Below are 13,346 nucleotides of genomic sequence, written 5' to 3' on the forward strand. Positions count from 1 at the left end.
CCTGGCTTCTAGCAGACTGCGTTCGGGGTTTTGCAGGATTTCCCTAGCTGAATTGTGGGTGACTCAGGGGCGGATGTCGAATAGCCGGTTGTGGCCGATAGGGACTCGGTTGTTGACCACTTGGTAGCACTCCTGCACCTTGCGGCGTTGCCAGCTACCATCCACGGCGCGGCGTCATGCCGCTGTGCATCGGCCCACTTAGGGTGCACAGACGCTTTTCAATCAGGAGACCCACCCCCCATGTTCAGCCACGTCATGCTGGGAGCCAGCAACCCCGACCAATCCAAGCAGTTCTACGACGCCTTCCTGGGCGCCCTGGGTTGCAAGCCTGGCTTCACCGACCCCAAGGGCCGCACCTTTTGGCGCCACGCGGGCAACACCTTTGCCATCTCCGCGCCCATCAATGGCGAGCCGGCCTGCTTTGGTAACGGCGCCACGACGGGCTTTGCGGCCGAGTCGCCCGAGCAGGTGGATGCGGCGCACGCGGCAGGCGTGGCCAGCGGCGGCGTGACGTGTGAAGACCCACCGGGCTGGCGCGAGCATGCGCCGGGCGGGCGGCTGTACCTGGCCTATCTGCGCGACCCGGCCGGCAACAAGCTGTGCGTGCTGCACCGCCCGCCCAAGGCCGCCTGACCCCCGGAGCGTTCACGCATGCAACTGTCTGAACAATGGGTGCTGGTCACGGGCGGCGCCCGGGGCCTGGGCCAGGCCATCACGCGCGCCGTGGCGCGCGAGGGCGCGGGCGTGGTCATCAACTACCACCGCAGCGATGCCGCCGCCAAGGCGCTGGCCGACGAGCTGGGCCCGCGCGCCATCGCGCTGCAGGCCGATGTGACTGACGCCGCCGCCGTGCAGCGCTTGTTTACCACCGCGCGCGAGCGCACGGGCGCCCCCATCAGCGCCGTGGTGAACAACGCGCTGGCGCAGTTCTCGTTCGACGGCGATGCGCGCCCCAAGCTGGGCGAGATCACCTGGGAGCGCTTCAGCCAGCAGATCGAGGGCGCGGTCAAGGGCGCGCTCAACACCATGCAGGCTGCGCTGCCCGCCATGCGCGCGCAGGGCTTCGGGCGTGTCGTGAACGTGGGCACCAACCTGTTCCAGAACCCGGTAGTGCCGTACCACGACTACACGGCGGCCAAGGCCGCGCTGCTGTCGCTCACGCGCACGGCGGCGCACGACCTGGGGCCGGATGGGATCACGGTGAACATGGTGTCGGGCGGGCTGCTGCGCACCACCGACGCCAGCAGCGCCACGCCCGAGGCGGTGTTCGACCTGATCGCCAGCATGACCCCGCTGCGCCGCGTGACCACGCCGGCCGAGTTTGCCGACGCGGTGCTGTTCTTCCTCTCGCCGTGGGGCCGCGCCGTGACGGGGCAGAACCTCGTGGTGGACTGCGGCCTCGTCAAGGATTGAAAAAGGAGCTGCCCATGGCATGGACCCACCCCATCACGGCCAAATGGCCGGCCGCGCACCCCGACCGGCTGCAGCTGTATTCGCTGCCCACGCCCAATGGCGTGAAGGTGTCGATCCTGCTGGAAGAGACGGGGCTGCCGTACGAGCCGCACCTGGTGAGCTTCGAGACCAACGACCAGCTCTCGCCCGAGTTCCTCGCGCTCAACCCCAACAACAAGATCCCCGCCATCCTCGACCCGCATGGCCCCGGCGGCCAGCCGCTGGCGCTGTTTGAGTCCGGCGCCATCCTGGTCTACCTGGCCGAAAAGACCGGGCGCTTTCTGCCGCAGGACGCCGCCGCGCGCTACGAGACGCTGCAGTGGCTGATGTGGCAGATGGGCGGCGTGGGGCCGATGTTTGGGCAGCTCGGGTTCTTCCACAAGTTCGCGGGCAAGGACTACGAGGACAAGCGCCCGCTGGGCCGCTACGTGGCCGAGTCCAAGCGCCTGCTGGGCGTGCTGGAGCAACGCCTGACGGGCCGCGACTGGATCATGGGCAGCGACTACACCATTGCCGACATCGCCGTGTTCCCCTGGGTGCGCAACCTCGTGGGCTTCTACGGCGCGGGCGATCTGGTGGGCTTTGACGCCTTCCCGCAGGTGCAGCGCGTGCTGGGGGCCTTCGTGGCACGCCCCGCCGTGCAGCGAGGGCTGGAGATTCCGGCGCGGGGCATCCCGGCGCGGGGCTAACCCGGCGCGGGGCATTCCGGCACGGGGCTAGTCAGGCGCGGGGCATCCCGGCGCGGGGCTGACCCGCCCGAGGCCCACCCCGCCCAGGGCGCACGCGTGGCGCGGCGAGCCCTCACGCATCCGGCCCGGCGCGGCACAAGCGCACGCACCAGGGTGGGCGTGCGCCGCGCCCCGGCCAGCGCGCCGGTTCATGGTCAAAAACGGCTCTAGCGCTTATGTAGCAATCGCGAGCAGCTATGCTTTTGATACTTCCACCAGCGCATCCACCACCACGGCGCCCTGGCCTGCGGCGCCCACCATCACCGGGTTCAGGTCCAGCGATGCAATGGCGCCGCCGGCACCCGCGATCACCTGGCCCACCGCCACGGCGATGCGCGACAGGGCGGCCACGTCCAGTGGCGGTTCGCCGCGCACGCCATCCAGCAGCGGGGCGATGCGCAGCGTGCGCAGCGCGGCCTGCACGTCGGCCTCGGAGAACGGGGGCAGCAGCACGGCGCAGTCCTTGAGCGCCTCCACGTACTTGCCGCCGTCGCCCACCACCACCACGGGGCCAAAGATCGGGTCCATGCGCGCGCCCACCATGAACTCGTGCTGGCCCTTGCGCGTGGCCGCCACGATCACCCCGTCGCGCTGCACGCCCATCGCGTCCATCTTGGCCCAGAAGCGCTCGAACAGCTCGGCCGCCTGCTCGCGCGTCTGCACGTTGAGGGCCACCAGCCCGTGCTCGGACTTGTGCGGCACCTCGGCCGAGCAGGCCTTCACGACCGCGGGCGCGCCGATGGCGTCCAACGCTGCGCGCGCCTCGTCGGCGGTGCGGCACAGGTGCATGGGCACCGTGGGCACGCCGTGGCGCGCCAGCAGGCCCAGGCTGTCCACCTCGTTCAGAAAGCCCTGCGCGCCGGCCGGCACCTGCACATGGGGCAATGCGGGCCACGTGGCGCGCGGCTGGCGCATCCGTTCCGTGTGGCCGGCCACCTGGGCCAGCACGGCGATGGCCTCGCCCTCGTTCGGGAAGGTGGCGATGCCGTGCGCGCGAAAGGGCGCCGCCACGCTTTCTTGCCACGCGGCCACGGCCACGGGCTTGCCCGTCGCGGCCTCGAAGGCCGCGGCGTCGCGGGCGAACCGGTCCACGTCGTAGCCCGCGCCGGCCACGGGAATGTTCAGGAAGAACAGGTCCGCCGCCGGGTCCTGCGCCACGGCGGGCAGCACGTCGCCGAACAGGCCGCTGTTGGACAGCAGCGCGGCGGTGACGTCGATGGGGTTGCTGGCGGTGGCAAAGCCCGGCAGCTTGGCGGCCACGTCGGCCTGCGTGGCGGGGCTCAGCTCCGCCAGGGTCAGGCCCATGTCTTCGGCGGCGTCGGCGCCCATCACGCAGCTGGCGCCGGAGTTGCTGATCACCACCAGGCGGCGGCCCTCAGGGCGCCAGCCCTTCAGGTAGGCGTGCGCGGCGCGTGCCTGCTCATGCGGGTCCCGCACGCGCCAGATGCCGTGGTGCTTGAAGAAGGCGTCCACCGTGCGGTCCTCGTTGGCCAGCGCGCCCGTGTGGGACGACGCGGCCTTCTGCCCGCTGGCCGACCGCCCGGCCTTCACCGCGACGATGGGCAGGTCGCGCTCGCGCGCAAAGGCGGCGGTGGCGGCCAGCATCTCGGGGTGGGCGATGTTCTCCAGGTACAGCAGCAGCAGTTGCACGTCGGGGTCGTGCGCCACGGCCCAGGCCATCTCGGACGCGGTCACGTCGGCCTCGTTGCCCGTGGCATGCACATGGCGCACGCCCAGGCCGCGCCCGCGCAGCAGGCCGTAGGCCATGGCGCTCATGCCGCCGCTCTGGCTCACGATGCCCACGGGGCCGTCCATGGGCGGCACTTCGATGAACATGGTGGAAAAGCCCGCGATGGCGCCCGTGCCGAAGTTGGCCAGGCCCTGCGTGTTGGGGCCGTACAGGCGCATGCCGGCGGCGCGCGCGGTGGCCACCATGTGGTCCTGCAGCTCGCGCCCGGCGGGGCCCGTCTCGCCAAAGCCCGAGGCGATCACCACGGCGGACTTCACGCCGCGCGCGGCGCATTCCTCCACCGCGGCGACGGTCTTGTCGCCGCCCACGGCAATCAGCGCCAGGTCGGGCACCTCGGGCAGCGCGGCCAGGCCGGCGTAGCTCTTGTATCCCTGCACCTCGTCGCGCGCCGGGTTGATGGGATAGACGATGCCCCGGTAGCCGTGGCGCTGCATGTAATGAATGGGCCGGCCGCCGATCTTGTGGATGTTCTCGGACGCGCCGACGATGGCGACCGAGCGCGGATTGAGTGCGGAGGTGAGAAGGTCTTGCATGGTAGTTACGTGTGTCTCAGTGATCCATGGTCATGGCGCGCAGACCGTGAAACTGGCGCAACCCCCTGCGCGGCAGCCGAGCAAGGGCCGCCCCGCAGCGAGGGCTGCGTCCCCCCTTCCAGGGGGAAGGCGCGCAGCGCCTCAGGGGGTCAGTCAATCTTTGCGCCCGAGGCCTTGACCACCTTGCCCCACTTGTCCACCTCGGCCTGCAGGAAGCCGGCGTAGGCGGCGGGCGTGTTCCAGGCGGCGGCAAAGCCCTGGGCCTCGAAGCGCTGCTTCACCTCGGGGTTGTCCAGCGCCTTCTTCAGCTCGGCGTTCAGGCGGTCCACCACCTCCTTGGGCGTGCCCGCGGGCGCCAGCACGCCGTTCCAGGCGATGGCCTCGTAGCCGGGCAGGCCGGACTCGGCCACCGTGGGGATGGCCGGTGCGCTGGGCGAGCGCTGGCTGCTGGTGACGGCCAGCGCCTTGAGCTTGCTGGCCTTCACGTGCGGCATGGACGAGAGCATGGTGTCGAACATCAGGTCCGCCTGGCCGCCCATCACGTCGGTGAGTGCGGGCGCGCTGCCCTTGTACGGCACATGCGCCATCTTCACGCCGGCCGACGCGCTGAACAGCTCGGCCGACAGGTGCGTGGACTGCCCGTTGCCGGACGACGCGTAGTTGAGCCCGCCCTGCTTGGCCTTGGCCAGCGCGATCAACTCTTTCACGTTGTTGGCCGGCGTGGCGGGGTGGGTCACGATGACCAGTGGCCCGCTGGTGAGCTGCGAGACGGGCGCGAAGTCCTTGGTGATGGAGTAGCTGAGCTTGGCGAACAGCGAGGGATTGATGGCATGCGCCGTGGTGGCCACCACCAGCGTGTAGCCGTCCGCGGGGCTGCGCGCCACGGCCTCGGCACCAATGTTGGCGCCCCCGCCGGGGCGGTTGTCGATCACGAAGGGCTGGCCCATCTGCTCCTGCAGCTTTTGCGCCACCACGCGCGCCACGATGTCGGTGGGCCCGCCCGGCGGGTAGGGCACGACCAGCTTCACGGGCTTGTTGGGGTAGTCGTTGGCCCAGGCGAAGGGCGTGGCGGCGGCGCACAGCGCGGCGCAGACCAGGCCCGTGAAGCGGCGGCGGTGTAAAGAGGTGAATGGCATGGTTTGTCTCCTTGTGATCTTTCAGTCGATGGATGAAAAGCGCGGCCGATGCAACTGGCGCAACCGAAACCAGGGCAGCCGAGCAAGGGCCTGGGCCGGCCGCGCCGCCCCGCAGCGAGGGCTGCGTCCCCCCTGCCCGCGTTGCGCAGCAATGCGAGAGCGGGGGGAGGACGCGAAGCGTCTCAGGGGGGTGTTGCTTCATCTGGTACAAAGCGCAGCAGCGGCCGGCCCTGGTGCTCAAAGAAGGTGGCGCGCACGCGCTCGCCGATCTGCACGCCCGCAGCTGCATGGCCCATCAGGCGCGGGCCTTCGTCGAGCTGCACGATCGCCAGCGTGTAGGGCGCCAGCGCGCGGAAGTCCTCCGAGGGCGCGCGCGCCACCACCGTGGCGGCGCGCACGGTGGCTGTGCCCGCAGCGTCGCGCCAGTCCAGGCGCTCATGGCCGCAGCGCTGGCAGGCGTAGCGCGCCAGGGTCTGTGCCTGACCGCAGGCGGCGCAGTGTTGATAGCGCACCACGCCTGCGCGCAGGCCGTCGTTGAAGGGGGTTGCCAGCGAGGTCATGGGGTTCAGCCCTGCGTTGAAAGAATCAGGCTGACGTGGGACGACATCACGCCCCCGTCGGCATGGATGAAGGCGCGGCGCGGCGCACGAATCTGGCGCTCGCCGGCCTGGCCGGTCATCTGGCGCCAGGCCTCCACGGTGTGGGCCATGCCGCCGGCCACGCCGCAGTGGCCGAACGACAGCAGGCCGCCGTGCGTGTTCAGCGGCAGAGCGCCCGTGGGCGCGAAGTCGCCCGCGCGGGCCCGCGCGGCGGCGCCGGCGCGCGGGGCGAAGCCGATCTCTTCGAGCAGCATCACCAGCGTGATCGTGAACGAGTCGTAGATGCCCAGGTAATCGATGTCCGCAGGGGCCAGGCCCGCCTCGGCAAAGGCCTGGGCGGCGGCATCGGATGCGCCGCACCGCATCACGTCGGCCATGGCGGTGAGGTGCTGGTGGCGGTGCGCCTGGCCCGCGCCCGCCAGGCGCACAGGGGCGTGCGGGCCGGGCTCGGCCGAGACGACGAACGCCATGGCGCCGTCGGAAATGGGGCAGCAGTCCAGCAGCGACAGCGGCGCGGCGATGGGCTTGGCGGCCAGCACCTCGGCATGGGTGATGGGCGTGCGCAGGTGCGCCTCGGGGTGGCGCGCGGCGTTGGCGCGCATGAGCACGGCGAACTCGGCCAGATCGGCGCGGGTGACGCCCGTGCGGTGCATGTATTCGGACGCCATCAGCGCGTAGTACGCGGGCACGCTGGCGCCGTTGGGCACCTCGTAGTCGGCGTCGCCCACCTGGGCCAGGGTCTGGATGGAGCTGTCGCGCGACTGGCCGGTGAGGCGGTTTTCGCCCGCCACCACCAGCACGTTGCGGCAGCGGCCCGAGCGCACCAGCTCGCGCGCCGCCATCAGCATGGCCGCGCCCGTGGCACCGCCCAGCTGCATGCTGTGCGCGTAATGCGGCGCCAGGCCAAAGCGCTCGCAAAGCAGCGTGGACAGCATCAGGTGCGGCAGCGTGGTGGCATAGCCGCACAGCACGCCGTCGATGTCGGCGCGTGCCAGAGCGGCGCTGGCCAGCGCCTGACGCGCGGCGTCGGCCATCAGGTCGAGCGCGCGGCGGCCTTCGTGGCGGCCAAAGGGGGTGCTGCCCGCGCCGCGCAGCCAGGCGAAAGGGGGTGAGTTCATCGCAATGTCTCCAGGGAAGGGGGGCGAGGTGGCGTGCCCGCCTGTTGGCGGCTGGTGCGCATGGCCTCGGACCAGCGCACCTGGCACACGGTGGACTCGCGTATCAGCGCATGCGCCATGGCGGACTCGCGCGCAAGAATGCGGTCATTCAGCGCGGCAATGCTCAGGGCAGCCACGGGGCGGCCCTCGGGGTCGAGCACGGGCACGCCAATGCCGCCCATGCGCTCGACCACCACGTCCAGCAGCACCACGTAACCGCGTTCGCGCGCATCGGCGATGCGCTCGCGCAGCAGCGCGGGCGTGATGCGTGGGTAGCGGCTCATCTGGCTGGCGAGGATCTCCAGCGCCGCCTCGCGCTCGGCATCGGGCATCCAGGCCAGCAGCGCCAGGCTGCCCGCGCCCGCGCCCAGCGGGCGGCGGCTGCCTACGCGCAGGTAGTTGGCGCGGATGGGGTAGGTGCCGTCCTCCACGTCGATGCACAGCGACTCCACCCCGCTGGGGATGGACAGCACCGCGCTGTCCTCGAACTGGCCCACCAGCCGCAGCAGGCTGGGGCGCGCCAGTGGGCGCGGGTCAAAGCGCCGCAGCGCGGCCGCGCCCAGCACCATCAGCTCGGGCCCCAGCGAGAACTGCTTGCTCTGCGCATCGCGCGCCACGAAGCCGTCGCGCACCATCACCTCCAGCAGGCGCAGCGCGGTGGCCTTGTCCAGATCGGCTGCGGCGGCGATGTCGGTCAGGCGGGCATTGCCGCCCTCGGACATCACCCGCAGCACGCGCATGGCGCGCTCCACGGTGGACGTGCTGCCGCCGGGCAGGTGGTTCACCACGGCCTTGGGGCGGGCGTTGGCGCTGGGCGAGGACATGGGGTTTGTTTCTTTGGTTGAAACCTGATTTGTCATGCAATTTAGGTGCGATGCACGATGTGGGTCAAAAACGCTGTTTTAAATTTCAATGGATAAAACAATCGTGTGGCGATGCCAGGGCTTACCCTGACGCGGCAGCGCCGCTGCGTGGCGCCCATGCCCGACAATCGCCGCCTTGCCGCCACCCGCGTGCGCCCGCTGCGGGTGTGCGCCGCCTTCCATGTCCCATGCCGTTTCCCTGCTGCGCGCCGCGCGCCTGGCCCGCAGCGCCAAGCCGTTTCTGGCGCGCGGCGGTTCGCGCCGCGAGCGCTGCGAGGGCTGCCGCCTGCCGCTGAGCCACTGCCAATGCGCGCTGCGCCCGCAGCCGGTGGTGCACGCGGGCATGTGCCTGCTGATGGCGGACATCGAGCCGCTCAAGCCCAGCAACACGGGCTGGCTGATCGCCGACCTGGTGCCCGACACCCACGCGTTTGGCTGGGCGCGCACCGAGGTCGATCCCGCCCTGCTGGCGCTGCTGGCCGACCCGCAGTGGCAGCCCTACGTGGTGTTCCCGGGTGAGTTCGCCCAGGCCGCGCGCGTGGTGCAGGCCGTGGCGCCACAGGCCGACGCGGCTGCGCCCGCCGCTGCGCCGCAGGGCCCGCGCCCGCTGTTCGTGCTGCTGGACGCCACCTGGCCCGAGGCGCGCAAGATGTTCCGCAAAAGCCCCTATCTGGACCGCTTCCCGGTGCTGAGCCTGCACAGCGACGAGGCCTCGCGCTACCGGCTGCGCCGCTCCAAGCGCAGCGACCATTTCTGCACCGCCGAGGTGGCGGCGCTGTGCCTGGCGCAGGCGGGCGACACCCACGCGGCCGCGTTGCTGCTGGCCTGGCTGGACGTGTTCAGCGAGCGCTACCTGCTGGCCAAGCACCAGCGCCCCGTGGACCTGGACAGCGCTGCGCACCAGCAACTGCGCGCGCTGGCCGGCCCGCAACACACTGGTTGACGCAGTTGGTTGCACCGCGGGCCGCGGCGCTGCGCACAATGCCAGGTCATTTACAGACGCCGCCATGCACCGCCGACTCGCCCTCTCGCACGCACTGACCGCCGCCCTGGCCCTGGCCGCCGGCTGCGCCAGCGCGCAGCCCAGCTACACCATCAGCACCCAGCAGCTGCAGCAGGCACTGGCCGAGCGTTTCCCGCGCAGCTACCCGCTGGGCGGGCTGCTGGACCTGCAGTTGCAGACGCCGCAACTCACGCTGCTGCCCGAGCGCAACCGCCTCAACGCCGTGCTGGACGTGGCGGCCAGCGGCGCGCTGCTGCAGGCGCGGCGGTACACGGGCGCGTTCGATGTGGACTTCGGCCTGCGCTACGAACCCACCGACCGCACCATCCGCGCGCACGACCTGCATGTGAACGCGCTGCGCCTGGACGGTGTGCAGCCCTCTGCCGCCGGCATGCTGCAGCGCTACGGCCAGCAGTTGGCCGACCAGTCGCTGCGCGAGGTGGTGCTGCACCAGCTGCGCGACAAAGACCTGGCGCTGGCCGACGGCATGGGCCTGCAGCCCGAGAGCATCACCGTCACTCCGCGCGGGTTGCTGGTGCGCTTCGGCACCAAGCCGCTGTCGTGAATGCTGCGCTACCCATAGCGCTTCGCGCTGGATACGCAAGCGCTGCGGGCTGTTTGGATGCAAATGCGCAGCGTGAGGGCGGCTGTCCTACGCCGTTGCGCCGCCAGCGCGGTTACAAATAGGGTTTTGCCCTTCGTTGCGCCGCGCAGCGTCTGCGCGGCCCGCCGCACCATGACCACAGCTTTGCCCGCCAGCCCGTCCAGCGTCTTTGCGTCCTCGCCCAATCCGGTGGTGGTGATCACCGGCGCCTCCAGCGGTATCGGCCACGCCACGGCGCTGGCGTTTGCGCGCCGCGGCGCGCGCCTGGTGCTGGCCGCGCGCAACCCTGACACGCTCGCCCCTGTGGCGCTGGCCTGCCGCGCCGAGGGTGGGCAGGCGCTGGGCATTCCCACCGACGTGACCGACGCCGACGCGGTGCAGGCCCTGGCCGACAAGGCGGTGCGCCACTTCGGGCGCATCGATGTGTGGATCAACGGCGTGGGCGTGGGAGCCGTGGGGCGCTTTGACGATGTGCCGCTGGCCGCGCACCGCCGCGTGATCGAGTCCAACCTGCTGGGCCACGTGCACGGCGCGCACGCGGCGCTCACGCGCTTTCGCGCGCAGGGCCACGGCCTGCTGGTGAACCTGATCTCGCTGGGCGGCTGGGTGCCCGCGCCCTACGCGGCCGCCTACACGGCCAGCAAGTTCGGCCTGCGCGGCCTGTCCGAAAGCCTGCGCGCCGAGGTGGTCGACCTGCCCCAGGTGCATGTGTGCGACGTGGCGCCCACGTTCGTCGATTCGCCGGGCCTGTCGCATGGCGCCAACTACACGGGCCGGCGCATCCGCCCGCCGCTGCCCATGGTGGACCCGCGCGCGGTGGCCCAGGCCATCGTGGACCTGGCCGATGCGGCCCACCCGCGCGCCGTCACCTGGCTGGGCCTGGGCGCGATGCCCGGGCGTGTGGCGCATGCGCTGGCGCCGCAGGGCACGGCGCGCGCCATGCGCTGGTTCAGCGACCTGGGGCTGCGCCGGGCAGCGCCCGCGCCGCTCACCCAAGGCAATCTGTTTGCCCCCTCGCACCAGACCTCCATCGACGGCGGCCACCGCCAGCGCATGGCGGGATCGGCCACGGTGGTGGCGGTGCTCGGTGTGGTCGGCCTGGCGGTGGGCTGGTGGTGGGGACGCGGACGGCGCTGATGCTCCTATTTACATAGCTGTCGGCGCTTGATGGGCGGGCGCTGTAGGCCTTTTTTATGCAAAGCAGCAGCGCCCGGCGTTTTCCTACAGCCCGCGCGCGGCCGGCTGCCTACGATGGCGCTGCCGGGGCCGCACCATGTGTGGCGCGGCATCCCACCTGCCACCGCCAGGACGCCGCCATGACCTCTCGCCCCTCCCACACCCACGCCACCGACGCCACCGACGCCGCGCCGCCGCCGGCCGAAAGCCACCCCGCCCACACCTTCACGCTGTACGCATCGGGCGGGCGCGTGTACGCCAGCAATGTGCGCGACAAGCTCATCGACCTGGGCGCCCTCGCACCGCAAGCGCAGGGCTGGGCCTACCAGCTGGACGGCGACGGGCGCGTGGAGGCCGAAGGCTTTGACGATGCGCGGCAAGCGCTGGCCCACATCGCCGCCAGCATCACCTTCCTGTACCTGGACGGGCAGTTCACCGCGCTGCAGGATCTGGGCGACCGCTCCCGCCCCGACGTGCGCGAGGCCCCGCAGATCCAGGTGGCGCTGGACCCGCGCGGACAGGCCCGGCCCGCCATCGGCGCGGCGGCGTAGGCGGTGCCTTTCAACCCCACGGCCCTTTGTGCGGAGAACGCGATGCAAGTCCAACCCTATCTGATGTTCGATGGCCGCTGCGAAGAGGCGCTGGCGTTCTACGCCCAGGCGCTGGGCGCGCAGACGCAGTTGCTGATGCGCTTTCGGGACAGCCCCGAGCCGCCCGCGGGCGAATGCTCCGCGTCGGCCGCCGTGCCCGGCGACAAGGTCATGCAGGCGGAACTGCGCGTGGGGGAGACGACCCTCATGGCCTCGGACGGCATGGCGGGCGGCCACCCGGTGTTCAACGGCATCTCGCTCACGCTCTCGGTGGCCAGCGAGGTGGAGGCGCGCAGCAGGTTCGACGCGCTGGCCGACGGCGGCACGGTGGTGGCGCCGATGGCCAAGACCTTCTTTTCGCCCGCGTTCGGCATGGTCAACGACCGCTTTGGCGTGTCGTGGATGGTGCTGGCGGACTCCGCGCCGGGCTGAAGGCGCGGGGCAGGTGACGCGGGCGGGCCTTCGCTGCGGGAGCTGGGGCCCGCGCACAGGGCGCCAGGTTGCTCATGAAAAGGTAGCTGCCAGCGCTCAGCCCGACTGCCTTTGCGACGGTTTTTGCTCGAAGATTGGGCTGCCATCGTTCCACGCATGGGCCGCAGTGTCGCGCCGGCGCCCGCTGGGCAAATGGCCTTCCGTCCCCACATGATGCACAGTGCCTGCGCCGTGTCGCCGCGCCGGCCTTGGAAAGGAACCCCATGAACACCCGCGCCAGTCCCGTCCTCCAATCCCAGCCCCTGGGGCCGCTGTGGCCCACGCTCGATCCGTTCCTGTTCTGCGCCCACCATGACGACGCCTACCCCGCCGGCAACGGCGCCATGGGCGTGCAGGCGGTGGCGCTGGAGGGGCGCCAGATGGGCAGCGATTTCAGCCGCAAGGACGGCTTTTCGATGTACCACGGCGAGCACGTGCCCGGCTTCCCCGGCCACCCGCACCGGGGCTTTGAGACCGTCACGCTGGTGCGCAAGGGCCTGATCGACCATGCCGACTCGCTGGGCGCGGCCGCGCGCTTCGGCGGCGGCGACGTGCAGTGGGTCACCGCCGGCGCGGGCATCATGCATTCGGAGATGTTCCCGCTGCTGAACACCGACGCGCCCAACCCGCTGGAGCTGTTCCAGATCTGGCTGAATCTGCCCGCGCGCCACAAGATGGTGCGGCCGCACTTCACCATGCTGTGGAACGAACGCATCCCGCGCCTGGAGCATGCCGACGCGGCCGGCCTGCGCACCACGGTCACCGTGGTCGCCGGCGCGCTGGACGGCGCCGGTGCGCCGCTGCCGCCGCCCCCCGAGTCCTGGGCCGCGCAGGCGGACGCCGACGTCGCCATCTGGACGCTGCGCATGGAGCCCGGCGCGCATTGGACGCTGCCGGCGGCCCGCGGACAGGGCACGCGCCGCATGCTGTACTGGTTCGTGGGCGAAGGGCTCTCGATCGCCGGCGAGCCCCAGGGCGGCCACGCGGCGCTGGAGGTGGCGGCCGATCGGGCGCTGGAGCTGGTCAACACCGGCGGCGACACCGTGGAATGCCTGCTGCTGCAGGGCCGCCCCATCGGCGAGCCGGTGGTGCAGTACGGCCCGTTCGTGATGAACACCCAGCAGGAAATCATGCAGGCCATGCAGGACTTTCGCCGCACGCAGTTCGGCGGCTGGCCCTGGGACGCGAGCGACCCGGTGCACGGCAGCGCCCCCCGGCGCTTTGCGCGCCACCCGGGCAGCGCGCAGGACGAGGTGCCGCAGGCCTGAACGCCTGCGCAGCGGC

Annotated in this window: 14 protein-coding genes; 9 read left to right on the forward strand and 5 right to left on the reverse strand. The window is 71.3% G+C overall.

The genetic code is table 11. The annotated features are described in order from the left end of the window. Nucleotides 1–240: 240 nt before the first annotated feature. The 3 genes from OX89_RS14495 to OX89_RS14505 are packed head-to-tail and all read left to right on the forward strand — an operon-like array spanning nucleotide 241 to nucleotide 2,141. Complete coding sequence (locus OX89_RS14495; RefSeq protein ID WP_011807063.1) at nucleotides 241–633, forward strand: VOC family protein; 393 nt, start codon at nucleotides 241–243, stop codon at nucleotides 631–633. Between the two features lie 18 nt (nucleotides 634–651). Next, the gene (locus tag OX89_RS14500; protein ID WP_047351161.1) at nucleotides 652–1,413 is read left to right on the forward strand and encodes a 3-oxoacyl-ACP reductase; all 762 of its coding nucleotides are present in this window, start codon (nucleotides 652–654) and stop codon (nucleotides 1,411–1,413) included. A 14-nt stretch (nucleotides 1,414–1,427) separates the two neighbouring features. Beyond that, entirely contained in the window at nucleotides 1,428–2,141 is a 714-nt protein-coding gene (locus tag OX89_RS14505) for a glutathione S-transferase N-terminal domain-containing protein (RefSeq protein WP_047351162.1), read from the forward strand. A gap of 234 nt (nucleotides 2,142–2,375) precedes the next feature. Here the strand turns inward: OX89_RS14505 and OX89_RS14510 are convergent, their stop codons facing one another. The 5 genes from OX89_RS14510 to OX89_RS14530 form a co-directional block, all read right to left on the reverse strand. Beyond that, on the reverse strand, nucleotides 2,376–4,463 hold the full coding sequence (locus OX89_RS14510) for an acetate--CoA ligase family protein (RefSeq protein WP_047351163.1): 2,088 nt from the start codon (nucleotides 4,461–4,463) through the stop codon (nucleotides 2,376–2,378). A 149-nt stretch (nucleotides 4,464–4,612) separates the two neighbouring features. Then, nucleotides 4,613–5,599 (reverse strand): tripartite tricarboxylate transporter substrate binding protein, encoded by a 987-nt coding sequence (locus OX89_RS14515; protein WP_047351164.1) that lies wholly within the window; start codon nucleotides 5,597–5,599, stop codon nucleotides 4,613–4,615. A 182-nt stretch (nucleotides 5,600–5,781) separates the two neighbouring features. After that, complete coding sequence (locus tag OX89_RS14520) at nucleotides 5,782–6,159, reverse strand: Zn-ribbon domain-containing OB-fold protein (RefSeq protein WP_047351165.1); 378 nt, start codon at nucleotides 6,157–6,159, stop codon at nucleotides 5,782–5,784. A gap of 5 nt (nucleotides 6,160–6,164) precedes the next feature. Beyond that, a complete protein-coding gene (locus OX89_RS14525) occupies nucleotides 6,165–7,316 on the reverse strand; it encodes a thiolase family protein (protein ID WP_047351166.1) in 1,152 nt (383 codons plus the stop codon). Then, the gene (locus tag OX89_RS14530) at nucleotides 7,313–8,179 is read right to left on the reverse strand and encodes an IclR family transcriptional regulator (protein WP_047351167.1); all 867 of its coding nucleotides are present in this window, start codon (nucleotides 8,177–8,179) and stop codon (nucleotides 7,313–7,315) included. The genes OX89_RS14525 and OX89_RS14530 overlap by 4 nt, the downstream gene beginning before the upstream one ends. Nucleotides 8,180–8,399: 220 nt before the next feature. Between OX89_RS14530 and OX89_RS14535 the strand changes: the two genes are divergently transcribed. From OX89_RS14535 to OX89_RS14560, 6 genes are all read left to right on the forward strand, one after another. Next, nucleotides 8,400–9,161, forward strand: coding sequence for a tRNA-uridine aminocarboxypropyltransferase (locus OX89_RS14535; RefSeq protein ID WP_047351168.1), 762 nt, complete (start codon nucleotides 8,400–8,402; stop codon nucleotides 9,159–9,161). A gap of 64 nt (nucleotides 9,162–9,225) precedes the next feature. Beyond that, on the forward strand, nucleotides 9,226–9,786 hold the full coding sequence (locus OX89_RS14540) for a hypothetical protein (protein ID WP_011807054.1): 561 nt from the start codon (nucleotides 9,226–9,228) through the stop codon (nucleotides 9,784–9,786). A 171-nt stretch (nucleotides 9,787–9,957) separates the two neighbouring features. Beyond that, a complete protein-coding gene (locus OX89_RS14545; RefSeq protein ID WP_047351169.1) occupies nucleotides 9,958–10,962 on the forward strand; it encodes an SDR family oxidoreductase in 1,005 nt (334 codons plus the stop codon). 179 nt (nucleotides 10,963–11,141) lie between these two features. Then, complete coding sequence (locus OX89_RS14550; protein WP_047351170.1) at nucleotides 11,142–11,552, forward strand: hypothetical protein; 411 nt, start codon at nucleotides 11,142–11,144, stop codon at nucleotides 11,550–11,552. A 42-nt stretch (nucleotides 11,553–11,594) separates the two neighbouring features. Then, nucleotides 11,595–12,023 carry a VOC family protein gene (locus tag OX89_RS14555; RefSeq protein WP_047351171.1) on the forward strand — a complete coding sequence of 143 codons (429 nt, stop codon included), beginning with the start codon at nucleotides 11,595–11,597 and terminating at the stop codon, nucleotides 12,021–12,023. A 263-nt stretch (nucleotides 12,024–12,286) separates the two neighbouring features. Further along, a complete protein-coding gene (locus OX89_RS14560) occupies nucleotides 12,287–13,330 on the forward strand; it encodes a pirin family protein (RefSeq protein ID WP_011807050.1) in 1,044 nt (347 codons plus the stop codon). Nucleotides 13,331–13,346 lie beyond the last annotated feature (16 nt).

The sequence above is a fragment of the Diaphorobacter sp. J5-51 genome (genome assembly GCF_001023515.1).
In the GTDB taxonomy this organism is placed as follows: Bacteria; Pseudomonadota; Gammaproteobacteria; order Burkholderiales; family Burkholderiaceae_C; genus Diaphorobacter; species Diaphorobacter nitroreducens.